This window comes from Arthrobacter sp. TJ-58, assembly GCF_058269295.1.
On record NZ_JBZCNM010000002.1, the window covers coordinates 572,304 to 597,316 of the forward strand.

General features: G+C 64.9%; 27 protein-coding genes. 15 read left to right on the plus strand and 12 right to left on the minus strand.

The window, feature by feature from the left end; translation table 11 throughout:
- Positions 1 to 218 precede the first annotated feature (218 nt).
- A complete protein-coding gene (gene typA / locus AC4D2W_RS08900; RefSeq protein WP_490926528.1) occupies positions 219 to 2,141 on the plus strand; it encodes a translational GTPase TypA in 1,923 nt (640 codons plus the stop codon).
- A 64-nt stretch (positions 2,142 to 2,205) separates the two neighbouring features.
- Positions 2,206 to 2,628 (plus strand): hypothetical protein, encoded by a 423-nt coding sequence (locus AC4D2W_RS08905; RefSeq protein ID WP_490926529.1) that lies wholly within the window; start codon positions 2,206 to 2,208, stop codon positions 2,626 to 2,628.
- A 140-nt stretch (positions 2,629 to 2,768) separates the two neighbouring features.
- On the opposite strand, the gene AC4D2W_RS08910 is transcribed toward AC4D2W_RS08905, so the two are convergent.
- Complete coding sequence (locus AC4D2W_RS08910) at positions 2,769 to 3,002, minus strand: putative acetyltransferase (RefSeq protein WP_490926530.1); 234 nt, start codon at positions 3,000 to 3,002, stop codon at positions 2,769 to 2,771.
- Positions 3,003 to 3,121: 119 nt separating this feature from the next.
- On the opposite strand from AC4D2W_RS08910, the gene fdxA reads away from it, so the two are divergent.
- The 3 genes from fdxA to AC4D2W_RS08925 all read left to right on the plus strand — a co-directional run bounded on the left by fdxA (position 3,122) and on the right by AC4D2W_RS08925 (position 6,070).
- Positions 3,122 to 3,448 (plus strand): ferredoxin, encoded by a 327-nt coding sequence (fdxA, locus tag AC4D2W_RS08915; protein WP_104052634.1) that lies wholly within the window; start codon positions 3,122 to 3,124, stop codon positions 3,446 to 3,448.
- A complete protein-coding gene (gene dapC, locus AC4D2W_RS08920; protein WP_490926531.1) occupies positions 3,445 to 4,599 on the plus strand; it encodes a succinyldiaminopimelate transaminase in 1,155 nt (384 codons plus the stop codon). The genes fdxA and dapC overlap by 4 nt, the downstream gene beginning before the upstream one ends.
- Before the next feature lie 178 nt (positions 4,600 to 4,777).
- Positions 4,778 to 6,070: a citrate synthase gene (locus AC4D2W_RS08925; RefSeq protein ID WP_490926532.1), complete on the plus strand. Its 1,293-nt coding sequence runs from the start codon at positions 4,778 to 4,780 to the stop codon at positions 6,068 to 6,070.
- Between the two features lie 79 nt (positions 6,071 to 6,149).
- Here AC4D2W_RS08925 and galE read toward each other — a convergent pair whose 3' ends face one another.
- From galE to dapD, 3 genes are read right to left on the minus strand one after another with little or no spacing between them, the layout of a single operon-like run.
- On the minus strand, positions 6,150 to 7,166 hold the full coding sequence (gene galE, locus AC4D2W_RS08930) for a UDP-glucose 4-epimerase GalE (RefSeq protein WP_490926533.1): 1,017 nt from the start codon (positions 7,164 to 7,166) through the stop codon (positions 6,150 to 6,152).
- A 36-nt stretch (positions 7,167 to 7,202) separates the two neighbouring features.
- Complete coding sequence (locus AC4D2W_RS08935) at positions 7,203 to 8,075, minus strand: hypothetical protein (RefSeq protein ID WP_490926534.1); 873 nt, start codon at positions 8,073 to 8,075, stop codon at positions 7,203 to 7,205.
- A 12-nt stretch (positions 8,076 to 8,087) separates the two neighbouring features.
- The gene (gene dapD / locus AC4D2W_RS08940; protein ID WP_490926535.1) at positions 8,088 to 9,068 is read right to left on the minus strand and encodes a 2,3,4,5-tetrahydropyridine-2,6-dicarboxylate N-succinyltransferase; all 981 of its coding nucleotides are present in this window, start codon (positions 9,066 to 9,068) and stop codon (positions 8,088 to 8,090) included.
- 88 nt (positions 9,069 to 9,156) lie between these two features.
- Between dapD and dapE the strand changes: the two genes are divergently transcribed.
- The gene (dapE, locus tag AC4D2W_RS08945) at positions 9,157 to 10,248 is read left to right on the plus strand and encodes a succinyl-diaminopimelate desuccinylase (RefSeq protein ID WP_490926536.1); all 1,092 of its coding nucleotides are present in this window, start codon (positions 9,157 to 9,159) and stop codon (positions 10,246 to 10,248) included.
- An 88-nt stretch (positions 10,249 to 10,336) separates the two neighbouring features.
- Here dapE and AC4D2W_RS08950 read toward each other — a convergent pair whose 3' ends face one another.
- The 4 genes from AC4D2W_RS08950 to AC4D2W_RS08965 all read right to left on the minus strand — a co-directional run bounded on the left by AC4D2W_RS08950 (position 10,337) and on the right by AC4D2W_RS08965 (position 13,744).
- A complete protein-coding gene (locus tag AC4D2W_RS08950) occupies positions 10,337 to 11,212 on the minus strand; it encodes an amino acid ABC transporter permease (protein ID WP_490926537.1) in 876 nt (291 codons plus the stop codon).
- Positions 11,209 to 11,877 (minus strand): amino acid ABC transporter permease, encoded by a 669-nt coding sequence (locus AC4D2W_RS08955; RefSeq protein ID WP_490926538.1) that lies wholly within the window; start codon positions 11,875 to 11,877, stop codon positions 11,209 to 11,211. The genes AC4D2W_RS08950 and AC4D2W_RS08955 overlap by 4 nt, the downstream gene beginning before the upstream one ends.
- Before the next feature lie 101 nt (positions 11,878 to 11,978).
- Complete coding sequence (locus AC4D2W_RS08960) at positions 11,979 to 12,824, minus strand: glutamate ABC transporter substrate-binding protein (RefSeq protein WP_400931366.1); 846 nt, start codon at positions 12,822 to 12,824, stop codon at positions 11,979 to 11,981.
- A gap of 143 nt (positions 12,825 to 12,967) precedes the next feature.
- A complete protein-coding gene (locus AC4D2W_RS08965) occupies positions 12,968 to 13,744 on the minus strand; it encodes an amino acid ABC transporter ATP-binding protein (RefSeq protein ID WP_490926539.1) in 777 nt (258 codons plus the stop codon).
- Between the two features lie 137 nt (positions 13,745 to 13,881).
- On the opposite strand from AC4D2W_RS08965, the gene AC4D2W_RS08970 reads away from it, so the two are divergent.
- From AC4D2W_RS08970 to AC4D2W_RS08995, 6 genes are all read left to right on the plus strand, one after another.
- Entirely contained in the window at positions 13,882 to 14,652 is a 771-nt protein-coding gene (locus tag AC4D2W_RS08970; protein ID WP_490926540.1) for an LOG family protein, read from the plus strand.
- Positions 14,653 to 14,709: 57 nt separating this feature from the next.
- Complete coding sequence (locus tag AC4D2W_RS08975) at positions 14,710 to 15,066, plus strand: DivIVA domain-containing protein (protein ID WP_490926541.1); 357 nt, start codon at positions 14,710 to 14,712, stop codon at positions 15,064 to 15,066.
- Entirely contained in the window at positions 15,063 to 15,641 is a 579-nt protein-coding gene (locus tag AC4D2W_RS08980; RefSeq protein WP_490926542.1) for a DNA-3-methyladenine glycosylase I, read from the plus strand. Before AC4D2W_RS08975 ends, AC4D2W_RS08980 begins: the two co-directional genes overlap by 4 nt.
- Positions 15,631 to 16,887, plus strand: coding sequence for a hypothetical protein (locus AC4D2W_RS08985; protein ID WP_490926543.1), 1,257 nt, complete (start codon positions 15,631 to 15,633; stop codon positions 16,885 to 16,887). Before AC4D2W_RS08980 ends, AC4D2W_RS08985 begins: the two co-directional genes overlap by 11 nt.
- A 155-nt stretch (positions 16,888 to 17,042) precedes the next feature.
- A complete protein-coding gene (locus AC4D2W_RS08990) occupies positions 17,043 to 17,210 on the plus strand; it encodes a DUF3117 domain-containing protein (protein ID WP_354177852.1) in 168 nt (55 codons plus the stop codon).
- A gap of 10 nt (positions 17,211 to 17,220) precedes the next feature.
- On the plus strand, positions 17,221 to 18,894 hold the full coding sequence (locus AC4D2W_RS08995) for a leucyl aminopeptidase family protein (protein ID WP_490926544.1): 1,674 nt from the start codon (positions 17,221 to 17,223) through the stop codon (positions 18,892 to 18,894).
- Positions 18,895 to 18,914: 20 nt separating this feature from the next.
- Here AC4D2W_RS08995 and AC4D2W_RS09000 read toward each other — a convergent pair whose 3' ends face one another.
- Complete coding sequence (locus AC4D2W_RS09000) at positions 18,915 to 19,550, minus strand: O-methyltransferase (RefSeq protein ID WP_490926545.1); 636 nt, start codon at positions 19,548 to 19,550, stop codon at positions 18,915 to 18,917.
- A 238-nt stretch (positions 19,551 to 19,788) separates the two neighbouring features.
- Between AC4D2W_RS09000 and sigE the strand changes: the two genes are divergently transcribed.
- The 3 genes from sigE to AC4D2W_RS09015 all read left to right on the plus strand — a co-directional run bounded on the left by sigE (position 19,789) and on the right by AC4D2W_RS09015 (position 21,858).
- Positions 19,789 to 20,400 carry an RNA polymerase sigma factor SigE gene (gene sigE, locus AC4D2W_RS09005; protein WP_490926546.1) on the plus strand — a complete coding sequence of 204 codons (612 nt, stop codon included), beginning with the start codon at positions 19,789 to 19,791 and terminating at the stop codon, positions 20,398 to 20,400.
- A gap of 5 nt (positions 20,401 to 20,405) precedes the next feature.
- Complete coding sequence (locus AC4D2W_RS09010) at positions 20,406 to 21,362, plus strand: anti-sigma factor family protein (RefSeq protein WP_490926547.1); 957 nt, start codon at positions 20,406 to 20,408, stop codon at positions 21,360 to 21,362.
- Between the two features lie 73 nt (positions 21,363 to 21,435).
- On the plus strand, positions 21,436 to 21,858 hold the full coding sequence (locus tag AC4D2W_RS09015; protein WP_400931384.1) for a twin-arginine translocase TatA/TatE family subunit: 423 nt from the start codon (positions 21,436 to 21,438) through the stop codon (positions 21,856 to 21,858).
- Between the two features lie 14 nt (positions 21,859 to 21,872).
- Here the strand turns inward: AC4D2W_RS09015 and AC4D2W_RS09020 are convergent, their stop codons facing one another.
- The 3 genes from AC4D2W_RS09020 to AC4D2W_RS09030 are packed head-to-tail and all read right to left on the minus strand — an operon-like array spanning position 21,873 to position 24,909.
- Positions 21,873 to 23,015 carry an Mrp/NBP35 family ATP-binding protein gene (locus AC4D2W_RS09020; protein WP_490926548.1) on the minus strand — a complete coding sequence of 381 codons (1,143 nt, stop codon included), beginning with the start codon at positions 23,013 to 23,015 and terminating at the stop codon, positions 21,873 to 21,875.
- A 3-nt stretch (positions 23,016 to 23,018) separates the two neighbouring features.
- Entirely contained in the window at positions 23,019 to 23,630 is a 612-nt protein-coding gene (locus tag AC4D2W_RS09025; RefSeq protein WP_490926549.1) for a DUF1003 domain-containing protein, read from the minus strand.
- Entirely contained in the window at positions 23,623 to 24,909 is a 1,287-nt protein-coding gene (locus tag AC4D2W_RS09030; protein WP_490926550.1) for a magnesium transporter, read from the minus strand. The genes AC4D2W_RS09025 and AC4D2W_RS09030 overlap by 8 nt, the downstream gene beginning before the upstream one ends.
- Positions 24,910 to 25,013: the final 104 nt, after the last annotated feature.

Here is a 25,013-nt window from a genome sequence, read left to right on the forward strand (position 1 = left end):
GGCCCCGCCATGGGGTGCACAACACGTCCATTAGGGAACTTATGCTCTTCGGACTAGAATATTAGCGTGCCCGCTGACGGCGGCGCCTTCGGTACATTCTTACGGAGCATACGTGCAGAGCGGGATTCGTACAGAACGGCCGGATCAACCCGGACACATGACCGGGCTACTGTGCACCACCTTCGAACTTATCTCCTATGAATTGAGAGTCCTCACGCATGTCAGAAACCAACACGGCTGTAAATACCGCAGTACGAAGCGATCTCCGCAACGTTGCGATTGTGGCCCACGTTGACCACGGTAAGACGACCCTCGTCGACGCCATGCTGAAGCAGACGAACTCGTTTGCCGCCCACGGTGACGTGGAAGACCGCGTGATGGACTCCGGTGACCTGGAGCGCGAAAAGGGCATCACCATCCTGGCCAAGAACACCACCGTGTTCTACAACGGCCCGGCTGCCAACGGTGAAACCATCACCATCAACGTCATCGACACCCCCGGCCACGCCGACTTCGGCGGCGAGGTCGAGCGCGGCCTGTCCATGGTCGACGGCGTTGTCCTCCTCGTGGACGCATCTGAGGGTCCGCTGCCGCAGACCCGCTTCGTGCTCCGCAAGGCACTGGCCGCAAAGCTTCCGGTAGTCCTCCTGGTCAACAAGACCGACCGTCCCGATGCCCGGATCGACGAAGTTGTCAGCGAGTCCATGGACCTGCTGCTCGGCCTTGCCTCCGACCTCGCGGACGAAGTTCCGGACCTGGACCTTGACCTGATCCTGAACGTCCCGGTTGTCTACGCCGCAGCCCGCGTCGGTGCCGCTTCCCTGGAGCAGCCGGCCGACGGCGAAGCTCCCGCAAACGACAACCTGGAACCGCTGTTCCAGACCATCCTGGAGCACATCCCCGCTCCCACGTACGACCCCGAAGGTGTCCTGCAGGCGCACGTCACCAACCTGGACGCTTCGCCGTTCCTCGGCCGCCTGGCACTGCTGCGTATCTTCAACGGCACCCTGCGCAAGGGCCAGATGGTTGCATGGGCCCGCCACGACGGCACCATGAAGACCGTCAAGATCACCGAACTGCTGGCCACCAAGGCCCTGGACCGGGTTCCCACCGAATCCGCCGGACCGGGTGAAATCGTCGCCGTTGCCGGTATCGAGGACATCACCATTGGTGAAACCCTCACCGACGTGGACAACCCCAAGCCCCTGCCGCTGATCACCGTGGATGATCCCGCGATCTCCATGACCATCGGTATCAACACCTCGCCGCTGGCCGGCCGGGTCAAGGGTGCCAAGGTCACGGCCCGTCAGGTCAAGGACCGCCTCGACAAGGAACTGATCGGTAACGTATCGCTGAAGGTCCTTCCGACCGAGCGTCCGGATGCCTGGGAAGTTCAGGGCCGCGGCGAGCTCGCCCTGGCCATCCTCGTGGAGCAGATGCGCCGCGAAGGCTTCGAGCTGACTGTCGGCAAGCCGCAGGTTGTCACCAAGGTCATTGACGGCAAGGTCAATGAGCCGATGGAGCACATGACCATCGACGTACCCGAGGAATACCTCGGCGCCGTCACGCAGCTGATGGCTGTCCGCAAGGGCCGCATGGTCAACATGGCCAACCACGGCACCGGCTGGGTCCGCATGGAATTCATCGTTCCCGCCCGTGGCCTGATCGGCTTCCGCACCAAGTTCCTGACGGAAACCCACGGTGCAGGCATCTCCTCGTCCATCGCCGAGGGCTACGAGCCCTGGGCCGGTCCGATCGAGTACCGCACCAACGGCTCGCTGATCGCTGACCGCTCCGGCGTCGTCACCCCGTTCGCGATGATCAAGCTGCAGGAACGCGGCTCCTTCTTCGTGGAGCCCACCTCCGAGGTTTACGAAGGCATGATCGTTGGCGAGAACTCCCGCGCCGATGACATGGATGTGAACATCACCAAGGAAAAGCAGCTCACCAACATGCGTGCCGCTTCCTCGGATACCTTCGAAAACCTGACCCCGCCGCGCAAGCTGACTCTGGAAGAGTCCCTCGAATTCGCCCGCGAAGACGAGTGCGTGGAAGTTACCCCGGAGGCCATCCGTATCCGCAAGCTCGTTCTCGGTGCATCCGAGCGTGCCAAGGTTACCCGCGCCCGCGCCAAGAGCTAATCCCATTACCACGGCATCAGCGCCGCTGCACCGGGTCCCTCGTTGGCGGGGCCCGGTTGCCGCGGTGCTCGGCGGCCTGCTGGCCTCTGTGCTGGGAACCGGGCTGCACTCCCAAATCCTCTACCTCGGGGATACGGGCCTGCCCTTGGGTGCGTTTGCCGCACTGATTCTCAGCTGCGCTGCCACCGTGTTCGCCGGCCTCTGGGCAGGCAAAGCGGTGTGGAGCGCGGTGGCAGGGCTGCTGGCTTACTTGGTGCTGGGACTCTTTACGCTGGACCTGTGGGACAGTCCGCTGATCATCACCGGCACTTCCCTCGCGGAACAGCCCGGCATAGTCCTTGCCGGGCGTATCTGGCTCTTTGGCCAGGCTGCGGCCACCATCGTCGCCCTGGCTATCACCTCGCGGGTCCTGGCCGGTGACCGCCGTGCTGCCGCTGAAAATGCGGCGGCGGAGCAGATTGCCGTACAGCACCCGTATCCGGGATAGCAACAAGGTCAAAGCAAGAAGTCTTTAAACAGAACAACGGATGCCGCGGGAAACCGCAGCGTCCGTTGTTCTGTTTAACGGGGGTGTGGCCCTGACGACGGCGGCAGCGGCGGTCCCGGCAGCCCCGGAGGGTGCGGCCCTCAGAGCCGCGGAGCACGCCGTTCCGGGGGCGGGGGGACCTGCTTCGCGGCGGTTATCAGGGCATAGGGCACCGTCACGTTTCCACGGCGCCCGGCGACCGTCACGCCCGCTGCGTCTGTTGCAACCAGGTAACCGAGCACATCGGTGAAGCCGCCTTCGATGCGGTACCGCACCACCACCCGTGCGCCGTCGGGCAGGGCTTGGAGCAGGGCGGCGGGGCTCGGAACGTTCACCGTTACATGGTACGCGGGCACTGCCCGGCTGGGAGATAATGGTCTGGGCTACTAACGTGGAACCAACACTTCGCGGATTTTCCCTTCGGGACGGTCCGCAGATCAGGAAGGCAAGGGACGTGACGTACGTAATTGCGCAGCCATGCGTAGATGTAAAAGACAAGGCATGCATTGAGGAATGCCCGGTGGACTGCATCTACGAAGGTGAACGCTCCCTCTACATCCACCCGGACGAATGCGTCGACTGCGGTGCCTGTGAGCCCGTCTGCCCCGTCGAAGCCATTTACTACGAGGATGACACTCCCGAAGAATGGGCCGACTACTACAAGGCCAACGTCGAGTTCTTCGATGACCTTGGCTCTCCCGGCGGAGCCGCCAAGATCGGCAACACGCACAAGGATCACCCGATCATTGCCGTGCTGCCGCCGCAGAACCAAGAGGCATGAGCACCGTACCGTCCCGCGCCTTCGGGCTGGATTTGCCGGAGTACCCGTGGGAAGCCATGGCGCCGTACGCCAAGCTGGCATCCGAACACCCGGACGGTGCGGTCAATCTGTCCATCGGAACACCGGTGGATCCCACTCCGGCGGTGATCCGCGAGGCCCTGGCTGCGGCCGCGGATGCTCCCGGATATCCCACCACGCACGGAACACAGTCCCTTCGCGAGGCAATTGCCCAGTGGTACGCACGACGGCGCAATGTGCCTGGGCTGGATCCGCAGGACATTATGCCCACCGTAGGCTCCAAGGAGCTGGTGGCTTGGCTGCCGCTGCTGCTGGGACTGGGGGAGGGCGACGTCGTCGTCCGTCCTACGGTTGCCTACCCCACCTATGACATGGGCGCGGTTCTGGCCGGCGCCACCCCTGTGGCCGCCGACAACCTGGACGAGCTCGACGACGAGGTCCGCGCCCGGGTGCGGCTGGTCTGGGTCAACTCGCCCGGCAACCCCACCGGGATCGTGCGGTCTGCGTCCTCGCTGCGCACCCTGGTGGATGCCGCCCGGGCCGTGGGCGCGGTGGTTGCTTCGGATGAATGTTACGCCGAACTCGGCTGGGGACAGTGGGACCCGTCCCGCGGAGGTTCCCCGGTGCCGAGCATCCTGGATCCCGCAGTAAGCGGCGGCAGCAATGAACTGCTGCTCTCCGTCTACTCCCTCAGCAAGCAGTCCAACGTCGCCGGGTACCGGGCCGCTTTTGTGGCGGGGGACAGTGCGATCATGGCCAACCTGGTCAACAGCCGCAAGCATGCCGGCATGATTGTCCCCGCCCCCGTGCAGGCTGCCATGCAGGCCGCGCTGGCGGATGACGCGCATGTGGCCGAGCAGAAGGACCGCTACCGTGCACGCCGCGAGCTGCTGGTGCCTGCGCTGGAGGCCTTCGGGCTGCAGATCCACCACTCCGAGGCCGGCCTGTATCTCTGGGCCACAGCGGGTGAGGATACCTGGACAACGGTGGAGCGGCTGGCCCGGTTGGGCATCGTCTCCGGACCGGGCGTCATCTACGGTGACGCTGGGGCCGGCTTCGTCCGGATAGCCCTGACCGGTTCCGACGAGCGGGTGGCCGCTGCCGCTGGCCGGCTCGCTGCCGCCGGCTTATAACCTCACCACCAAAAGCTGTATGTATCGGCTAGACAACAACGCGCTCCTCGATTAGTCGTAGAGCCCGCCTAAAGGGTAGCGTTTTGCCTAAATAGATTTAGCGGAATTGACACTATGGGCGCTCCCATCCATGCAGCGCCTGTAGCTCTGGTTTCTTCAAACTCCTGAAGGAGACTTAATGACTGAGCGTCCCAGTGCACAGCTGCACTACGGGGAAAACACCGAAGACCGCCTGGAGCTTCCCCGGGTTCGCGCTGTGGAAGGCAACGAGGGCTTTGATGTCTCCAAGCTGCTGAAGCAGACCGGAACCGTCACGTATGACCCCGGCTTCATGAATACCGCCTCCACAAAGTCCGCCATTACGTATATTGACGGCGATGCCGGCATTCTGCGCTACCGCGGATACCCCATTGAACAGCTGGCGAAAAATTCCAGTTTCCTGGAGACTTCCTACCTGCTGATCTACGGGAATCTCCCCACCGCTTCCGAACTGGAAGATTTTGACCAGCGGATCCGCCGCCACACCATGCTGCACGAGGACCTCAAGAGCTTCTTTGGCGGCTTCCCCCGGGACGCCCACCCGATGCCGGTGCTCTCCTCAGCGGTAAGCGCACTCTCCACCTTCTACCAGGATTCTCTGGACCCCTTCGATGAAGAGCAGGTGGAGCTCTCCACCATCCGCCTGATGGCCAAGCTGCCCGTCATCGCTGCGTACGCGCACAAGAAGAGCATGGGCCAGCCCATGCTCTACCCGGACAACTCCATGAACCTGGTGGAGAACTTCATGCGTCTGAGCTTCGGTCTTCCGGCCGAGCCGTACGAAATTGACCCGGACCTGATCAAGGCCCTGGACCAGCTGCTGGTCCTGCATGCTGACCACGAGCAGAACTGCTCCACCTCCACGGTCCGCCTGGTCGGCAGCGCCGGAGCCAACATGTTCACCTCCGTTTCCGCCGGGATCAGCGCCCTCTCGGGTCCGCTGCACGGCGGCGCCAACGAGGCCGTGCTGAACATGCTCCGCGAGATCAAGTCCACGGGCATGGCACCGGAAACCTTCATGGAGAAGGTCAAGAACAAGGAAGACGGCGTGAAGCTCATGGGCTTCGGGCACCGCGTCTACAAGAACTACGATCCGCGCGCCAAGATCGTCAAGGCCACCGCCCACGACATCCTGGCCAAGCTCGGCGGCAATGATGAGCTGCTGGAGATCGCCATGCGCCTGGAAGAAAAGGCCCTGGCCGATGATTACTTCATCGAGCGCAAGCTGTACCCGAACGTGGACTTCTACACCGGCCTGATCTACAAGGCCATGGGCTTCCCGGAGAAGATGTTTACGGTGCTGTTCGCCATTGGCCGCCTCCCGGGCTGGATTGCCCAGTGGCGCGAAATGATGCAGGACCCGCAGACCAAGATCGGCCGCCCGCGCCAGCTGTACACGGGCTCACCCGAGCGCAACTACCCCGTTCGCTAGGTCCGCAAAAGCCTGAACATACGGAAAGGCCCCCGGAATCCGCTTGGATTCCGGGGGCCTTTCCGTATCAGCGCTTGGATCAGGAGGCGGCGTAACCCTGCGGGTTGTTCTTCTGCCAGCGCCAGTGGTCCTCGCACATGGCGTCCAGGCTGCGCTCCGCAGACCAGCCGAGATCGGCCAGGGCGGCGGAGGGATCGGCGTAGCTCACGGCGGCGTCGCCGGGACGCCGGTCGGCGAACTCGTACGGGATCTCCTTGTCCGCTGCCTTGGAGAAGGCGGCGAGGACCTGCAGCACGGAGGATCCGTTGCCGGTGCCCAGGTTCCAGCGGTGCACGCCGGGCTTCGTGGTGATGTATTCCAACGCGGCGAGGTGTCCTGCGGCGAGGTCCACCACGTGGATGTAGTCGCGCACCCCGGTGCCGTCTTCGGTGTCGTAGTCGTTGCCGAAGACCATGACCTTCTCCCGGCGGCCCACGGCCACCTGCGCTACGAACGGCAGCAGGTTGTTGGGTACGCCCGTGGGGTCTTCGCCAATCCGGCCGGACTCGTGGGCGCCGGCGGGGTTGAAGTAGCGCAGCAGGGCAATGTTCCAGCGCTCGTCCGAAGCTCCCAGATCAGCCAGGATGTCTTCGATCTGTTCCTTGGTGCGGCCGTAGGGATTCACGGCATCCATCGGCATCTTCTCGGTCAGCGGAACCTCTTCGCTGGCTCCGTAGACGGTGGCCGAGGAGCTGAAGACCAGGGTCCGGACGTCGTGCTTGTCCATCATCCGCAGGAGATTCAGGGTGCCGCCCACGTTGTTGTGGTAGTAGTACAGGGGCTTCGCCACGGATTCGCCTACGGCCTTCAGACCGGCAAAGTGGATGACGGCGTCAACCCGGTGTTCGGCAAAAACACTGTCCACGGCGTCCTCGTCCAGCAGGTCAGCCCGCACGAAGACGGCGCTGCGCCCGGCCAGGTCCTGGACCCGGTTCAGGGATTCCTCGCTGGAGTTTGCCAGATTGTCCAGGACCACAACGTCGTGGCCCGCTTCCAGCAGCGCCAATGTCGTATGGGATCCGATGTATCCCGTGCCTCCGGTAACTAGTATTCGCATACCAACAGACTAGTGGATTCCCCGGATCAATCCGGGTTAGGACTGGTCCATCGCCCGAAAGACAGTGACGACGACGGCGCTTCCCGAGGAGGGCGCCGCATCCCATGTACCGCTGGCACGGGTCCAGCGCCGTTCGTCAAACGCCACGGAATCCAGGGAAAGCGCGGCGGCGTTGGCCACGGACCACTGGGCCAGGGACCAGCCGTAGGTGCCGGTCCCGGCAATGGTGATGCGGTCTCCTTCAACAGTGGCATCCACCGAGCCGTACACCGCGGTCACCGCCGCCAGGACGGCATCCGGGCTGCCGGAGGCCGTGGGCGGATCCAGGGTGCAGGTCAGGGCAGCCGGGGACTGGCCGGTCAGGGCGGAAGCGAAGGCCTTCGCTTCCGCCTCGTGATCGGCATATGCCTCGGGGAATGCACTGCGCTGGACGGTCTGGGCGGCGACCGTCAGCGGCAGATCCGCGTAGTTCGGTACTTTTTCCAGGGCGTCATAGAAGGCATTGACGGCGTAGACCGGATCCATCACCTGGTCTTCGCTGCCCCAGCCCTGGGACGGGCGCTGCTGGAACAGGCCGCGGGAGTCCGGACCGGCGTCGTCCCCGTAGTCGAGGTTTCGGAGGCTGGACTCCTGGATGGCGGTGGCCACTGCAATGGAAGCGGCACGCGCCGGCATGCCTCGTCGGACAGAGATCCCCGAGATCAGCGCGGCCACTTCAGCGCGCGACGGAGGCAGTGAATAGGAAGCACCGTTCGCCGTTGCCGTGCAGGCAGCAGGCGCCCGCCTCTTCTCCTCCGGTTCCCTGAGCACCGATACCGCATACACGGTGACGGCCACCAGGAACAGGATCACCAGCACCATGACCGGGAGATAACCGAAGCGGTTCCGTGAGCGGGAATCCGGAGGCACGGGCACCTGCTGCTAGTTGGCGTGCAGGGCAGCGTTGAGTTCCACGCTGGCACCGCTGCGGGCGAGGGCTTCCACCGCCCCGGTGGTTGAGTTGCGGCGGAACAGCAGGTTGGGGACACCCGAAAGTTCCACGGCCTTGACCACCTTCGGTTCCTTGCCGGGAACCAGCACGGACACCCGGGTGCCGGCGGTGACGTAGAGGCCGGCTTCCACCACGGACTCGTCGCCAATGCTGATGCCGACGCCGGAATTGGCGCCCAGCAGGACGCGCTCACCCAGGGCGATCTTCTCGCGTCCGCCGCCGGAAAGGGTGCCCATGATCGAGGCGCCGCCGCCCACATCGGTTCCGTTGCCCACCACGACGCCGGCGGAGATGCGGCCCTCCACCATGGAGACGCCCAGCGTGCCGGCGTTGAAGTTGACGAAGCCCTCGTGCATCACGGTGGTGCCTTCGGCGAGGTGCGCACCCAGGCGCACCCGTCCGGCGTCGGCGATGCGCACGCCGGAGGGAACCACGTAATCGGTCATCCGCGGGAACTTGTCCACGCCGTAAACCGTCAGCGGGCCGCGCGCGCGCAGGCGCAGCCGGACCGTCTCAAAGTCCTCCACGGCGCAGGGCCCAAAGTTGGTCCACACAACGTTGGGCAGCTTGCCGAAGATGCCGTCCAGATTGAGCGAATTGGGAGCGGCAAGGCGGGTGGAGAGCAGGTGCAGGCGCAGGTAGGCGTCGGCGGTGTCCGCCGGAGCGGCGTCGAGGTCGATTTCGGTGCGCAGCACCTCGCCGTGTGTGCCGCGGTCGGCATCGGTCATGGCAGCTGCGGCCGCTTCCAGCTCGGGCGCGAGGGTATTGCCGGCAGAGGAATCGGCTGCGTCCCGGCCATCGGGCACGGGCCGCGGGTACCAGACATCCAGCACCGTGCCGTCTTCGGTGATGGTGGCCAGGCCCAGGCCGGAGGCGATGCGGGCGGTCGGGGAGGAAGAGCGTGAAGTCATGGATCAAGTCTACCGATCGGTGTCTGTCGGCAATGGCGGCACCGGCCCGGCTTCTGGCCCGTCACCCCAACATCGGTAGGGTGGAAACATGTTGAATTCTTCCGCCGGACCCCTGGACCTGACCCGTGACGTGGCTTTGCTGACTGCAGACCTCATGGACATTGAAAGCGTGTCAGGCAACGAAAAGCGCCTGGCCGACGCCGTGGAGGAAGCCCTGCGCGCCCTGCCCCATCTGGAGGTGGTGCGCGACGGCGACTCCGTCATGGCCCGCACCTCGCTGGGCCGCGCCGAGCGCGTGATCCTGGCCGGGCACCTGGATACCGTTCCGCTGCCCACCGTTCCGGGCTCCCGCGGAACCGTGCCCTCGTCCTGGGACGGAGAAGTGCTGTACGGACGCGGAGCCACGGATATGAAGGGCGGGGTTGCCGTACAGCTGGCGCTGGCCGCAGAGCTGACCGATCCCTCCCGGGACGTCACCTACGTGTTCTATGACCATGAGGAGGTTGAGGCCTCGCTGTCCGGGCTGGGACGCCTGCAGGAAAGCTACCCGCAGTGGCTGGAGGCCGACTTCGCGGTGCTGCTGGAACCCACGAACGGCACCGTGGAGGGCGGCTGTAACGGAACCATGCGCTTCCATGCCAGCACCGCGGGCCGGGCCGCTCACTCCGCCCGCGCCTGGATGGGGGAGAACGCCATCCACGCCGCCGCTGAGATCCTGACCCGGCTGCGGGACCACGAACCGGCCACGGTTTCCGTGGAAGGCCTGGATTACCGTGAGTCCCTCAACGCCGTGAAGATCTGGGGCGGCACAGCCGGAAACGTCATTCCCGACGCCGCCACGGTGGAAATCAACTACCGCTTCGCTCCGGATAAATCGGTGGAGGAGGCGGAGGCCTATGTGCGGAACCTGCTGTCCGGCTTTGACCTGGTCCGTACCGACGCAGCCGCCGGGGCCCGCCCCGGGCTGGACCGCCCTGCCGCGGCGAGCTTTGTTGCCGTTGTGGGGGAGGAGCCCAAGCCCAAGTACGGCTGGACCGACGTCGCCCGGTTCAGTGCGCTGGGCATCCCTGCCGTGAACTTCGGTCCGGGAGATGCCCTGCTGGCCCACACCGACAATGAGCATGTTACGGCCGGGGCGGTGCGTGCCTGCCTGGCCGCGCTGCGGACCTGGCTGAGCTAGCGCCGATGCAATAAAGGGGGAGGCCCGGCATCTGCCGGACCTCCCCCTTTATGACGTTTCCTGCGGTTCTGTTGTTTCAACCGACCGGCTATTTCACCGGAGCCTGCACCCCTTCCGGGTCAATGGCGTCTTCACGGACCAGGAGCTTGCCGGCACGTGCGCCCAGCAGGCGCGAGAGCCGCTGCGCGGTGAAGGTCAGCAGGATGTTGATCACGATGAAAATGGCCGCTGCGACCAGAAGAGCCGGCAGCATATTGCCTTCACCTGCCCCCAGCCGCTGGGCGTTGGCCAGCAGGTCGGAGTAGCCAATGATGTAGCCCAGGGCCGAGTCCTTGAGGATGACCACGAACTGGCCCAGCAGGGCCGGCAGCATGGCCACCAGGGCCTGCGGTATTTCAATGCTGCGCAGGGACTGCCCGGGGGTCAGGCCGATCGCCAGCCCTGCCTCCCGCTGTCCCTTGGGCAGCCCGAAGACACCCGAACGGACCAGCTCGGCAATCACTGAGCCGTTGTAGAGGGTCAGCGCCACCACCACGGCTGCGAAGGGAGCGTTCGCTGCCTCCATCGGGGTGGATTTGGCGAAGAACTGGTACAGGAAAATCATCATCAGCAGCACCGGCACGGCACGCAGGAACTCGACGACGACGTCGCACACCCAGCGCAGCGGAGCCAGCCCGGAGAGCCGTCCGAAGCCGAAGAGCAGGCCGAAGGCAATGGAGGTAACCACGGCAACTCCGGCCGCCTTGAGGGTCTGGAGCAGCCCCGGGAGCAGCGTATAGCGCCAGGTGGACCATTCCAGGAACGGCGTCCATTTGGCCGCCTCGAACTGGTCCTTTGCCGCCATTCCGTTCACGATGAAGGCAAGGATTGCCAGCACGACGAGCGCGCCGAGGATGTTGAAGATGAGGATCCGGCTGCGTGCCTTGGGTCCCGGGACGTCAAACAGAACTGCCTGTGTACTCATCGGGCAACCGCCAGTTTCTTCGAAGCCCAGGTGGTGAGCAGGCCGATGGGGATGACAAGCACAACGAATCCGAGCGCGAAGACGAGGAAGATCTGGGTCATGATATCGGGCCGGAATTCGATCAGCGTCTTCATGAGGTTGGAGGATTCCACCACGCCGGCCGCAGCGGCGACAGTGGTGTTTTTGACCAGGGCTATGAGCACGTTGCCCAGCGGCACCACTGCCCCGCGGAAGGCCTGCGGCAGGATGATCAGCCGGGCAGCGGGCAGGAAGGACAGGCCGATGGACCGGGCTGCTTCCGCCTGGCCCAGGGGAACGGTGTTCACGCCGCTTCGGATCGCCTCACAGACGAAGGCGGCGTGATAGACGCTCAGGGCCACCACTGCCAGCAGGAAGAAGTTGAGCGTGAAGTCGGAGCTGAGGCTGATTTGGAGCTGCCCCCAGAGACCCAGCACGGAGAAGACCATGATGATGGTCAGGGGAGTGTTGCGGAAGATGTTGACGTAGGCGGTGCCGAACCAGCGCAGGCTGGCGATCGGGGAAATCCGCATCACCGCCAGGAGCGTTCCGAGCACGAGTGATGCGAGGCCGGCCCAGAACGCGAGCTTGATGTTGACCCAGAACGCGGCGGGAACGTCCTCGAAGAGGGCGAAGAATTCACCCATGTTGTACCTCTTCTATGGTGGAAACCGGTGCATGTGCAGGAAGGATCCCTCCCTGCACATGCACTGTGGCGGAGAGCCGGCGGGCGGGCCGGATGTCGCGGTTAGGCGCAGGCTTCGGGCTCCGGCGGGTTCAGGGCTTCGTTGTACGTGTAGTCGGCACCTTCGGTGTTGGCCTTGATGGACTCTTCCCAGGAACCGTCCTCAATCATCTTGCGGATGGCCGTGTTGATGGCCTCGCACTGGTCGCTGTCCTTGGAGATGCCGACGCCGTACTTCTCCTCGGTGAACGGGTTGCCGACCACCTTGAACTTGCCGGCGTTGGCGTCCGTGGATGCCAGACCGGCCAGGATGATGTCATCAGTGGTCACTGCATCAATCTGGCCGCCCTGCATGGCGGTCACGCAGTTGGCGTAGCCGCCCTGTTCCAGCAGGTTTACGTCCGAGGCCAGCGTGTCCTTGACCTTCTGGGCGGACGTGGAACCGCTGACGGAGCAGAGGTTCTTGCCGTTCAGATCCTCGGGACCGTTGATGTCAGTGTTGTCCGCGTTGACCAGCAGGTCCTGGCCGGCCACGAAATACGGTCCGGCAAAAGCGACGCGTTCCTTGCGGGCATCGGTAATGGAGTAGCTCGCGAAGATCATGTCCACCTCACCGTTCTCCAGGACATTCTCACGCTGCAGGGAGGGGGTTTCCTTCCACTCGATCTGGTCTTCGGAGTAGCCCAGTTCGTTTGCCACATACTTGGCAACATCAATGTCGAAGCCGCTCGGCTCGTTGCCTTCCATGAAGCCAACGCCGGGCTGGTCGAACTTGATGCCGATGGTGACCTTGTCTCCGGAGCCTGACTCTCCGCTTCCGGCTTCGTTGCCGGAGTCGCCTCCGCAGGCGGACAGGGACAGTGCGGCGGCAGCAGCGAATGCCACTGCGGCGTAACGGGTCTTGCGCATGATTTCTCCTTGCATAGCGGCCTCCCGGACGGGTTGGCCTTCTTCAAGGGGTTGCCCCCATCTGGTGAATCGGGTGGATCTGGTGCGGGTGGAACGAGGAAAACTGCCGAAGCTGTGGAGCTCCGGCCATGAGGTGCGGCGCCCTAGTGGGCGAGGATCTTGCCCAGGAAATCCTTGGCGCGGCGGCTCTGGGGGCGGGTGAAGAATTCCTCCGGAGTGGCCTCTTCAACGATCTGTCCGTCGGCCATGAACACCACGCGGTCGGCGGCCTTGCGGGCAAACCCCATTTCGTGGGTAACCACGATCATGGTCATGCCCTCCTTGGCCAGGCTCACCATGGTGTCCAGCACTTCGTTGATCATTTCCGGATCCAGTGCCGAAGTGGGTTCATCAAAGAGCATGACCTTGGGCTGCATGGCCAGTGCACGGGCAATAGCCACCCGCTGCTGCTGGCCGCCGGAAAGCTGGGCCGGAAGCTTGTTGGCCTGGTTGGCCACGCCCACCCGCTCCAGCAGTTCCATCGAGAGCTTCTTGGCTTCGGCGGACTTCATGCCCTTTACCTTGACCGGGCCCAGGGACACGTTGTCGAGGATGGTCTTGTGGGCAAACAGGTTGAAGGACTGGAAGACCATGCCGACGTCGGCACGAAGCTTTGCGAGTGCCTTTCCCTCTGCCGGCAGCACTTTGCCGTCAATGGAGATTTCTCCGTCATCAATCGTCTCGAGCCGGTTGATGGCGCGGCAGAGTGTGGACTTTCCGGAACCGGAGGGGCCAATCACCACCACCACTTCGCCGCGGGCAACATCAAGGTTGATGTTGCGCAGGACGTGGAGGTCGCCGAAGTGCTTGTTGACGTTCTTAAGCGAGACAAGAGGAGCAGCAGAATCAGGCGTCGCGCCTTCAGTTGTGTCACGGGTCATAAGAAGAAAGATATCCAATGATTGTGTCCAAGATGTGTCCTGGTCCACATTTCGTCCGCAATCGTGACGCAAGAGCAACCAAACCGCTCCGGCGGCGGGTGTGAGATCCCGGACATGCATGTGGCTACCCTTGAAGCATGGAATTCAGCGACAACACATCCCGTGGACGAACAGGCGCACCCCGTAAGCGCGGTCCCGTGGAACTGCGCCGGGCGCAGGCCCGGGCACCCCAATCGGACCGCTACCTGCTTGACTCCTCCGATCACACGCATTTCACGCATACGGATCCGTGGCGGGTGCTGCGCATTCAGAGCGAGTTCGTGGAAGGGTTCGGCAGCTTGTCGGAGCTGGGTCCGGCGGTCAGTGTTTTTGGTTCCTCCCGCAGCGTGCCGGGTTCTCCCTATTACAAGCTGGGCGAAGAAGTAGGCCGGCTGCTCGCGGAAGAGGGACTGGCCGTCATCACCGGGGGCGGACCGGGCTCCATGGAAGCAGCGAACAGAGGGGCCGTCGAGGCCGACGGACTGTCGGTGGGCTTGGGGATTGAGCTTCCGTTCGAAACCGGCCTGAATGAGTGGGTGGATCTGGGCATCAACTTCCGCTACTTCTTTGTGCGCAAGACCATGTTCGTCAAATATGCCCAGGGCTTCATTGTGCTTCCCGGCGGGTTCGGAACCATGGATGAACTTTTCGAGGCCATGACCCTGGTCCAGACCCAGAAGGTCACTTCCTTCCCGATCGTGCTCATCGGAACGGACTTCTGGGGCCCCCTGATGGACTGGATCAAGGGCACCCTGCTGGCTGAGGGGATGGTTTCCGCGAAGGATCTGGACCTGATCCACGTCGTGGACGACCCGGCGGAAGCCGTTGAGCTGATGATCAGCGACAGTGCCGGGCACATCTCGCCGTAGTCCGGCTTCGGTGCCGGAAACAGGAAGGGTCCGGGCCCGGTCTGGCACGATGGTCCTGTGACAACCTTTTTGGTCTTCGTAGCCGTAATAGCAGCAGGGGCCGTGGCTCTGGCCGCAACAGGGATCCTTCCCCGCCGCACGTCCGGTCCGACGTCCGATCCGGTTGCTGCCGGCGGTCCCGGTCTGGCCGAACCTGATCCGCGGCTGCCGCCGGTCCTGCTGCCGGACCACGTCCAGCCGGCGGATATCGGCAGGCTCCGGTTTTCCGTGGCTCTGCGCGGGTACCGGATGGACCAGGTGGACGCTGTTCTGGCCCGGCTGGAATCCGCCCTCGCCGAGCGTGATGCCGCGCTCGCGGCAGCGGCCGAACGGCCTCCGGGCCGCGCTCCCCAAGATCCGGGGACGCCTTCATGAGCACTGTGGCGGGAGCCGACGGCCTGCTGCGCTGCCCCTGGGCCGTCGCGAGCCCCGATTACCAGCAGTACCACGATGAGGAATGGGGCCGTCTGGTCACGGGTGAAAGTGCCCTCTATGAACGTCTTTGCCTGGAGGCCTTCCAGTCCGGCCTGAGCTGGATCACGATCCTGCGCAAGCGTCCCGCCTTCCGGGAGGCCTTTGCGGGCTTCGATCCGGAAGCGGTGGCCCGGTTCACCGACGCGGACCGGGCACGGCTCATGGCAGACGCGGGCATTGTCCGCAACCGCGCAAAGATCGACGCCGCCATCGCCAACGCCCGTGCGCTCCTGGACCTGCCCGACGGCGAGAGCCTGGAGTCGCTGCTCCTGGCGCACCGGCCGGCCTCTGAACGGCCCGCACCGCGGGACATCTCCGACGTTCCGGCCATTACGCCGGAGTCAACAGCCCTGGCGAAGGCCCTCAAGAAGCGGGGCTTCCGTTTTGTCGGGCCCACCACCGCCTACGCAATGCTGCAGGCTACGGGTTATGTGAACGACCATTTGGAAAGCTGCTGGGTCCGCAATGCCGGATAGTGCGGCTCCGGAACGGGAGATCCGTCCGCCGTCGCGCGTCAACGCTGCACTGATACGCACCGCGGGCCGCGCGGCTGCGGTCTTCCACCGATGGCCGTGGTACTGGAAGGTCCTGGCGATCTGGGCACTGGCCCGCCTCTTCTCGTTCGCCGTACTGGTGGCAGTGGCTGCACAACAGGGGTTGAACCCCTGGGGGTGGGCGGGACCGCCGTCGTACCTGCAGTTCATCGGAGCCTGGGACAGCGAGTGGTACCAGCGCATATTTGCCGGCGGCTACCCCGACGAAATCCCGCGCGACGCGACGGGACGGGCGCAGGAGAATCAGTGGGCCTTCTATGCGCTCTTTCCGGCACTTGTGCGGGCGCTCGCGGCCGTCACCGGGCTCGGCTGGGAAATCCTCGCCCCGCTGGTCGCCACCGCCGCGGGGTTTGGTGCCGCCCTGATGATGTATCGCCTCTTTGTACTGCGGGCCTCTTCGGCAGCGGCGCTCTGGGGAGTTTTGTTCGTGGCCGTGAGCCCGGTGTCACCCATCCTGCAGATACCCTACGCGGAGTCGCTGAACCTGCTCCTGCTGGCGGCGTCGCTGTATCTGCTGGTGACCCGCCGGTATCTGCCCGCAGTGCCCGTGGTCCTGCTGATGTGCCTGTCCCGGCCGGTGGGCGTGGCCTTTGCCCTGATGATGGGCATTCTCTTCCTGCGCCGCTGGGCGCTCCGGAAGCAGGCCGCCTTCCCCCGGGCCGAAGCGCTGCAGATGGGCATCCTGACGGCGGCCTCCGGCATCGGAGCTCTCGCCTGGCCGGCAATCGCCTGGGCGTATACGGGGGACCTGCGCGCATACACGGACACAGAGACCGCATGGCGCGGAGACACCCTGCTGTTGTTTCAGCCGTGGATTGGTGAAGCTGAACGTCTTTTCGGGCCGGTCATGGGTCCGGCGGCCTTGCTGGTGCTGCTGGCGCTTACGGCAGCATGCTTGATGTCCGAATCGGTGCGCCGGCTCGGCGTTGAGATGCAAATGTGGTGTGCGGCGTACGTGCTGTACCTGCTGGCTTTCCTGAACCCGCTGACCAGCACCTTCCGGCTGCTGCTGCCGCTCTTCCCGCTGGGCTTGGCCCTGGCGTCCCTCAGCGGTTCCCGCGCCTACCGCACAGCTGTGGCGCTGGCCTTCCTGGCACTGCAGATCGTATGGGTGGCATGGCTGTGGAGATGGACTCCGCTGCCCGGCGGAGGGGATTATCCACCCTAGGCCTGTGGCGGGGAACACACGAAATTTCGTTTGCGTCACCTTTGTGCGGAATAATGAAGGCAATTGCCGCCGGAGCAGCTTTTGAAGCCGTGCGACAGAGGATTACATGTGACTGGGGGACAGCCCGCAGCGCATTGTGAAAGGGGAACTGGAACATGGCTGCTATGAAACCGCGTACAGGGGATGGGCCAATGGAGGTCACCAAGGAAGGGCGAAGCCTGATTCTGCGGGTGCCGATTGACGGCGGGGGGCGTCTCGTTGTTGAGCTGAATGCCGAGGAAGCGGGAATGCTCAAGGACTGCCTTCTGGGCGTTACGAGCTAGGAAACCACCCATGCAGCGAGCTCCCAGAGGTTCATCCAAGGCCGCCCCGTCCACCGGGGAGGCCTCCGGGCCTGCGATGCCGGACACCGCCATGACGGTGGTGTCCGCAGCGGAGCGGCTGCACCCACGGACCGGCGCCCCCACCGCCGGCACCGGGCTGCACCCGGCACCTGAGGAGGGAATTGACGTCCTGGCCGTGGCCATGGCGGCGGCTCCGGAAACCTCAGTGCGGGACGATACCGAGGAAGCGCTGCATCCCACTCCGCAGCCCCGGAGGGGTGCCGTTGAAACGGCACTCTGGTACGGGGTTGATGTTGCCGCCCGGGCGGCAACGGCGGGGATCACCGGCAAGGCCGGGGAAACCCTTTTGGTGGAGCCGCCGTCGGGTAAAACCGGTGAGTTGCCTGCAAAACTGATTTATCTGGGAGTCGGGGACGAAAGCGTTGCGGGCATGCGCCGCGCAGGTGCGGCGCTTGCCCGGGCAACCAGGGGCGCCCGCCGGATCCGGGCAGCCGTGGTTGACGGTCTGGTCCCCGAGGCACAGCAGGCCTTCCTGGAAGGCTTCTTCCTGGGCGGATACCGCGCACCGCGGCAGGGTAAATCACCGGCCGGGCCGCCCGTGGCCCAGGAAATGCAGCTGACCGGCCTGGATCCCGAGGCCCTCCGTCTGGCCCAAATCACTGCCCGCGCCGTCTGGCTCGCGCGGGACCTGACCAACCTTCCGCCGGACGTCGCCACTCCGGAATGGATGGCGGCCCAAAGCCGTGTAGTCGCTGACCGTTCCGGCCTTTCCATCTCTGTGCTGGACGAGGCTGAACTTTCACAGCAGGGATTCGGCGGCCTGACGGCTGTGGGATCCGGCTCGGCAAATCCACCGCGGCTGGTGCAGGTCTCCTATCAGCCCTCCGGCGAGGCAGCTGCTTCCGGGCAGCATATTGTGCTGGCCGGCAAGGGTATCACCTTCGACTCCGGCGGCATTTCACTGAAGCCGCGCGAAGCGATGATGAGCATGAAGATGGACATGGCCGGAGCGGCCGTAGTCCTGGCCGCTGTTGAGGCAGCCGCAGCGCTGGAGCTGCCCCACCGGGTCACCGGAATCCTGGCCCTGGCCGAAAACGCGATTGGTGCCTCCGCCTACCGTCCCGGCGACGTTGTTGCCACGTACGGCGGAACCACGGTGGAGATCGGCAACACGGACGCTGAAGGCAGGATTGTCCTGGCTGACGCGCTCGCCTATGCAGCTGCCGAGCTGGCTCCGGACGTCCTGGTGGATATCGCCACTCTCACCGGTGCCGCGGCTCTGGGCCTGGGCCAGCAGTACGGGGCCGTATTCTCCAATACCGCGCAGCTGCTCAGCGCGATGGAGAAGGCGGGAAGCGCCTCAGGTGACCGGGTCTGGCCGCTGCCGCTGGTGCAGGAGTATGACTACGCCCTTGCCTCGGACACTGCCGACCTTGCCCATGTGGCGCCTCCGGCCCTGAAGTTCGGTGCCGGAGCAATTGTTGCCGCTTTGTTCCTGGAGAAGTTCGTGGACGGTGCTCACTGGGTGCACCTTGATATTGCAGGGCCAATGCGGGCCGGAACGGACAGCCACGAAACCGCGAGGGGCGCCACCGGCTTCGGCACGCGTCTGCTGATCAGCTTCCTGCGGGACGCGTCGAGCCTGAACCTGGCTGCGGAGTAGCCGGGCCCCTACCGGTCCGGCTAGCTGATCTTCACGGCCAGCAACAGGCCGTCGCCGGTGGGGAGCAGGGAGGAAACGAGCGCTTCATTCTCCCGGATGGCTTTTCCGACCTTGCGCATGGTGTTCGTGGTGGCTTCGCGGATGGCGGGGTCTGAAACCTTGTCATGGTCCAGGGCATCGTTAACCACCAGCAGCCCGCCGCGCTTGAGGAGACGAACGGCCTGCGTCACGTAGAGCGGGAAGGACGGCTTGTCGGCGTCGATGAAGACCATGTCATAGGCGGCGTCGGTAAGCCGGGGGAGGACCTCGGCGGCCCGTCCGGAAATGGTGCGCGTCCGGTTCCCGGGCACTCCGGCCTCACGGTAGGCCTCCCGTGCTGCACGCAGGTGATCCACGTCCGAATCAATGGTGGTCAGGACCGACTGGCGGCCCAGTCCCCGCAGCATGCAGACGCCGGAGATGCCGGCGCCGGTGCCGATTTCCACCACTGTCTGCGCCTTGGACGCTGCCGCCAGAACGGTGAGAGCGGCTCCGACCCCCGTGGACACCGGAGTGACGCCCAGCTCATGGGAACGTTCCCGCGCGCGCAGCAGCACTTCGTCCTCGAAGGGCAGCCCCTCCGTGTAGGACCAGCTGGTCTGCTTGTCGGCGCTCATTGGTGTCACTTTCATTGGAGTGGTCAGTGCTCAGTCAAGCTTAAGGCCCGGCGGCGGCCTGCTCCGCACCAGCCGGGACCTGGGCTGCTCCGCCGCGCCTGCTCTGCCTTGTGCGCATGCGCTGGGGGTGCTAACAGAGAATTCCCAGATTGATGCGTCAACATTATATGCAGGATTAGTGCAAGGGATTCGTTTCGCCGCGTGCGCGATGGCATTGCCCCAGGGAAGGAGGAAGACCTTGACGAACACGTCCCCAGCGCCAGCCGAAGGCCCGGTGGAACCTGAGTGGGTTCGGCCCACCTGGGAGGAAGTGGTAACGGCACATTCGGCCAAAGTCTACCGGCTGGCCTACCGTCTGACCGGTAACCGGCATGACGCCGAGGACCTCACCCAGGAGGTGTTTGTCCGTGTCTTCCGTTCCCTGGCGAACTTCCAGCCCGGCACCCTCGACGGGTGGCTGCACCGCATCACCACGAATCTTTTCCTGGACCAGGCCCGGCGCAAGAGCCGGATTCGATTTGACGGCATGACCGAAGAAGCGGAAAGCCGGTTGCCGAGCAACGGACCCGGGCCCGAGCGGAGCTTCGAGTTCAACAACCTTGATGTCGACATCGCCCGGGCTTTGGACGAGCTTCCCCCTGACTTTCGCGCTGCCGTGGTCCTCTGTGATCTTGAAGGGCTGTCCTACGACGAAGTGGCGAATGCCCTCGGAGTTAAGCTGGGCACTGTTCGGTCCCGGATTCACCGCGGCAGGACCATGCTGAAAGAGAAGCTGGCACACAGGAACCCCGGGCTTCGCGCCCAGAGCGCTCCGCGGCTCAAGCTTCCCCGAGTGGCGGGCGCCAGCTGACATCCATGCGACATCCCAAACGCCTCCTGCAGGAGTATCTGGACGGTCAGGCAACCCCCTCCCGCGCTGCGGCAGTGCAGGCCCACCTCCAACGTTGTGCTGCGTGTCGAGCCGACGTAGCCAAGGAACGCCGCCTGCGCAGCCGCCTGCGCTCCCTGGAAGTACCTGCGCCCAGCCCGGATCTGCGTGCACGGATTGAGCGCACCGTACACATAGCCGGGAACCAGGCAGCCGGGAATGGGGAGAGCGGGGGCTATGCCGCCAAACCTGCGTCTTACCCCTCCGGAACACATCGCCGCAGAATCGTGACGGCAGCAGGACTCCTCGCAGCCGCAGCAGGGATGGTCTTGTCCACTGCCTACCTCTTGGGCGGATGGGCGCAGGACTCCTCCCCCCAGCAGGCATCGCCGGGATTGGCTGCGGGGTGGACCGAAGTCACCGGGGGCGAAGAGGTCCACGCGCTGGCGCCGGAGCAGCTGGCAGAATTGCGGGTGCGAGGTTGGGCATGCCCCGAGCTGGCTTCCGCGGGCATGACCATGGTGGGGGCCAGGGCAGCACGCGTTGACGGGCAGCCGGCCGTGATCATGACGCTGGAAGGCAACGGCGGCACAGTGACCGTCTACGAGACACACCCCGAATCCTCGTCCGAAGAAGCAGCGGTGGACGGGGTGAGCGGACGCCCCGTTTCAGAGGAGGGATTCGTCCTCCGGGAACAGACCCCCGGCCGGCCGCAGGTTTGGACGCATCCGCAGCGGCCGCACCGGGCCGTCCTGGCCTCGAACCGGGTGACTTACACCATTGAGGCAGCGCCGCCGGGGGATGTCCTGGAGGAAGCTGTCTCCGAGATTTCCCTGTCAGAGTCTTCCCGCCTGGTGCTGCACGCACCGGACACCGCACAGGGGGTATGGGACCGCATTCGGAACGGGCTGGCCGTGATGGCCGGCGGAGGGCCGCGGGAATGAGCGGATTGCGGAGAGGGAATCCGACTCGCCCGTCAACTGGCCTGCAGCGCCGCTGGAAAGGTAGTCTTCACAGGTGATCGGAATCAACGGCTATGAGCTGCTCGTCCTGGCAATCCTTGCCGTGGCGGTGCTGGGCCCTGAGCGGCTCCCGGAATATGCCTCCCAGCTTGCCCGTCTTGTCCGCGAAGTGCGGCGGATGGCCACCGGCGCACGGGAGCAGCTCCGCGAAGAGGTCGGCCCGGAAATCGACGAGGTGGATTGGCGCAAGCTTGATCCGCGCCAGTACGATCCGCGCCGAATTATCAAGGAAGCCCTGCTTGATGATTTCGAGAACGCCGTAAAGCCTGTCAATACACGGCCAGCCGCCGCTGCTCCGCGCGGCAGCACCCACGCCCCGGGAACGGAAAATGCGGCACCGTCTGCTCCGCCGGCGGTCAAACCGCTGATGCGGCTGCAGAACGGCGAACGCGCTCCCTTCGACACCGAAGCCACCTAGACCCGGCGGACAGCTCAGCGCGGAGTAACGCCGAGCAGCAAACCCGACAATCCGCGGGGACGGCGCGCCAGGGACGCGGCAATCCGCCGCAGCTCGGCACCCGCAGAGCCTTCCACAGCAGCTGCCTCCGAGAGCACCACCGGCGCTCCGGAATCCCCGCCTGTGCGCAGATCCACATCGAGCGGAATGCTGCCCAGCAGCGGAATGTCCTTGCCGAGCGCATCACTGAGCCGCTGAGCCACCAGAGCTCCTCCGCCTGAGCCGAAGAGCTCCATCCGTTCACCCGTCGGCAGCTGCAGCCAGGACATGTTCTCGATGACGCCTGCCACGCTCTGACCGGTTTGGGAAGCCACTGTTCCCGCACGTTCGGCGACGTCAGCTGCGGCTGCCTGCGGGGTGGTTACCACCAAAATTTCCGACTGTGGCAGGAGCTGCGCCACGGAAATGGCAATGTCTCCGGTTCCGGGCGGAAGGTCCAGGAAAAGGACGTCGAGGTCCCCGAAATACACGTCAGTGAGGAACTGCTCCAACGCGCGGTGCAGCATGGGCCCGCGCCAGGCCACCGGAGAGTTGTCCGCAACGAACATGCCGATGGAGATGGTCTTGATCCCGTAAGCCACGGGCGGGAGGATCATTTCGTCCACCCGTGTGGGGGCCTGCGTGATGCCCAGCAGGCCGGGAACGGAGAACCCGTGCACGTCCGCATCCACGATTCCCACCCGCAGGCCGGCGGCGGCCATTGCCGCGGCGAGGTTCACGGTGACGCTTGATTTCCCCACGCCGCCCTTGCCGCTGGCTACCGCGTAGACGCGGGTGAGCGAGCCCGGCCGGTTGAAGGGAATGTCCTTGACGCCGCCGGGGCCGCGCAGTTTTTCCTTCAGGGCGGTGCGCTGATCAGGAGTCATGACACCGAGGTCCACCCGGACCCCGGTGACTCCCTCGACGCCGGACAGGACGCGCTCGACGTCGGCGGTAATCGTCTGGTGCAGCGGGCACCCGGCAATGGTGAGCAGCACGCCTACGGAGGCGACGCCGTCGTCGTCCACCGAGACGGCGCTAACCATCCCCAGTTCGGTGATGGGCCGTCGAAGCTCCGGGTCCAGGACCGCATCCAGTGCGGCCAGGGCGCGGTCGGCCGCGGATTGCAGTGGTGCCACGCTTTAGTTTTCCCTCCCGCCGGGATTGAGCTTGGGCATGTGTTCAGTCACCGCGGAGGCTCCCGAATTATCCGGACGACGCCGCTGGCTGCGCTTCGAAGGGGCATCATCGGACGGATCGTTGGCTTCGAGTAATTCTTCAAGGAGGCTGCGCAGCTCCGATCGGACATAGTCACGGGTGGCGACTTCCCGCAGCGCAATGCGCAGCTCCGCGATTTCCCGGGTCAGGTACTCGGTGTCCATCAGGTTGCGCTCGGCGCGTTCGCGGTCCTGGCGTACGGAGACCCGGTCCCTGTCATCCTGCCGGTTCTGGGCAAGCAGCAGCAGGGGAGCGGCGTAGGAGGCCTGCAGGGAGAGCATCAGGGTCAGCACGGTGAAGCCCAGCGCGGCCTGGTCAAACCGGAGGGGTTCAGGGCCCCAGGTGTTCCACGCCAGCCAGACGGCGCAGAATACGGTCATGTAGACCAGGAACTGCGGGGTACCCATAAAACGGGCAAAATTCTCGGTGGCGTGGCCGAAGGCGTCCGGGTTGGGAGACAGCCGGGGAAGCCACCGGGTACGGGCGGTCCGGGGTGTATCCAGGCCGCTGGTCTGCGACTTGATTTTTTCAGCCATGGGTCCTTCCCTGCTTTGCATCTGTGGGGGCGTCGTCGGAGGCACGCCAGTCATCGGGGAGCAGGTGGTCCAGGACGTCATCCACTGTCACCGCCCCCACCAGACGGCCGCCGTCGTTGACGACGGGCAGCGAGTTGAGGTTGTAGGTGGCCAGCATCCGGGAGACTTCGCTGATGCTCGCGTAGTCCCGGACGGGTTCCAAGTCCGTATCTAGGATATTCCCCAGCGCTTCGGGGGGAGCCGAGCGGAGCAGCTGCTGGATATGCACGACGCCGAGGTAGCGTCCCGTGGGGGTCTCCAGCGGAGGCCGGCACACATAGATGGAGGAGGCCAGCGCGGGCGTCAGCTCCTCGCGGCGAACATGTGCGAGGGCTTCGGCGACTGTTGCCTCGGGCGGGAGAATGACCGGAACAGGGGTCATCAGCGACCCGGCGGTGTCCTCTTCGTAATTCAGCAGCCGCCGGACATCACGTGCGTCCTCGGGGTCCATCAGCTGCAGGAGCTCTTCCTTCTGCTCTTCCGGCAGTTCGTTGAGCAGGTCCGCGGCGTCGTCGGGGTCCATTTCCTCCAGCACATCGGCCGCGCGCTCGACGTCCAGGGACTGCAGGATCTGGACCTGGTCATTGTCCGGCAGCTCCTGCAGCACATCGGCGAGCCGTTCGTCCTGGAGCTCGCTGGCCACTTCGATGCGGCGCTTGCCGCTCATCTCGTGCAGCGCGTCGGCGAAGTCCGCGGCCTTCAGGTCATCGTTTTGCGCCACAAAGGAGGTGGCCGCCTGGGGACCGGAGGTATCCCAGTGAATGATGTCTTTCCAGTCCACGATCATCTGTTCGCCGCGGCGGCGCAGCGGGCGCAGACGGGATTCCGATCCGCCCCGGCGCACGAAGAGGTTGGAAACGTGCCAGTCACCGGCACGGTTCTGTTCAATGGCAATGTCTTCGATGGTGGCGGTGCCGCTGCCGTCGCGCAGCTCCACCCGACGGTCAAAAAGCTCTCCGACCACCAGCATCTCCGCGCCGCGCTGATCAAAGCGGCGCAGATTCACGAGGCCGGTGCAGATGATCTGCCCCGGATCCATCGAGGTGACGCGGGTCAGCGGGACGAATACCCGCTTCTTGCCGGGAACCTCCACCACAATGCCCACGGCCTGCGGCGGGCGCCCGGGGCCGCGGTCCAGTACGACGGCGTCACGCAGGCGGCCCAGACGGTCACCCAGGGGGTCGAAAACGTCGAGGCCGAGCAGGCGTGCGATGAAGACTCGGGTAGGATTTTTGCTCACATTCTTAGGCTACGTGGTGCCCGCCCCTTCCGCCGTATCGGGGACCACTGCCCGCCACCCCTGCCTCGACCCGGCGGGAGCGGTTCCGGTGCCGTTCGTTCACT

Bases quoted from the DNA above. Each gene is read 5' to 3' on its own strand.
- AC4D2W_RS08955 (WP_490926538.1), bottom strand. From the start codon at position 11,877: ATGGGTGAATTCTTCGCCCTCTTCGAGGACGTTCCCGCCGCGTTCTGG.
- dapC (WP_490926531.1), top strand. From the start codon at position 3,445: ATGAGCACCGTACCGTCCCGCGCCTTCGGGCTGGATTTGCCGGAGTAC.
- galE (WP_490926533.1), bottom strand. From the start codon at position 7,166: ATGCGAATACTAGTTACCGGAGGCACGGGATACATCGGATCCCATACG.
- AC4D2W_RS08990 (WP_354177852.1), top strand. From the start codon at position 17,043: ATGGCTGCTATGAAACCGCGTACAGGGGATGGGCCAATGGAGGTCACC.
- dapE (WP_490926536.1), top strand. From the start codon at position 9,157: ATGTTGAATTCTTCCGCCGGACCCCTGGACCTGACCCGTGACGTGGCT.
- AC4D2W_RS08995 (WP_490926544.1), top strand. From the start codon at position 17,221: ATGCAGCGAGCTCCCAGAGGTTCATCCAAGGCCGCCCCGTCCACCGGG.
- dapD (WP_490926535.1), bottom strand. From the start codon at position 9,068: ATGACTTCACGCTCTTCCTCCCCGACCGCCCGCATCGCCTCCGGCCTG.
- AC4D2W_RS08985 (WP_490926543.1), top strand. From the start codon at position 15,631: ATGCCGGATAGTGCGGCTCCGGAACGGGAGATCCGTCCGCCGTCGCGC.
- AC4D2W_RS08960 (WP_400931366.1), bottom strand. From the start codon at position 12,824: ATGCGCAAGACCCGTTACGCCGCAGTGGCATTCGCTGCTGCCGCCGCA.
- AC4D2W_RS08925 (WP_490926532.1), top strand. From the start codon at position 4,778: ATGACTGAGCGTCCCAGTGCACAGCTGCACTACGGGGAAAACACCGAA.
- typA (WP_490926528.1), top strand. From the start codon at position 219: ATGTCAGAAACCAACACGGCTGTAAATACCGCAGTACGAAGCGATCTC.
- AC4D2W_RS08970 (WP_490926540.1), top strand. From the start codon at position 13,882: ATGGAATTCAGCGACAACACATCCCGTGGACGAACAGGCGCACCCCGT.
- AC4D2W_RS09025 (WP_490926549.1), bottom strand. From the start codon at position 23,630: ATGGCTGAAAAAATCAAGTCGCAGACCAGCGGCCTGGATACACCCCGG.
- AC4D2W_RS09000 (WP_490926545.1), bottom strand. From the start codon at position 19,550: ATGAGCGCCGACAAGCAGACCAGCTGGTCCTACACGGAGGGGCTGCCC.
- AC4D2W_RS08950 (WP_490926537.1), bottom strand. From the start codon at position 11,212: ATGAGTACACAGGCAGTTCTGTTTGACGTCCCGGGACCCAAGGCACGC.
- AC4D2W_RS08980 (WP_490926542.1), top strand. From the start codon at position 15,063: ATGAGCACTGTGGCGGGAGCCGACGGCCTGCTGCGCTGCCCCTGGGCC.
- AC4D2W_RS08965 (WP_490926539.1), bottom strand. From the start codon at position 13,744: ATGACCCGTGACACAACTGAAGGCGCGACGCCTGATTCTGCTGCTCCT.
- AC4D2W_RS09010 (WP_490926547.1), top strand. From the start codon at position 20,406: ATGCGACATCCCAAACGCCTCCTGCAGGAGTATCTGGACGGTCAGGCA.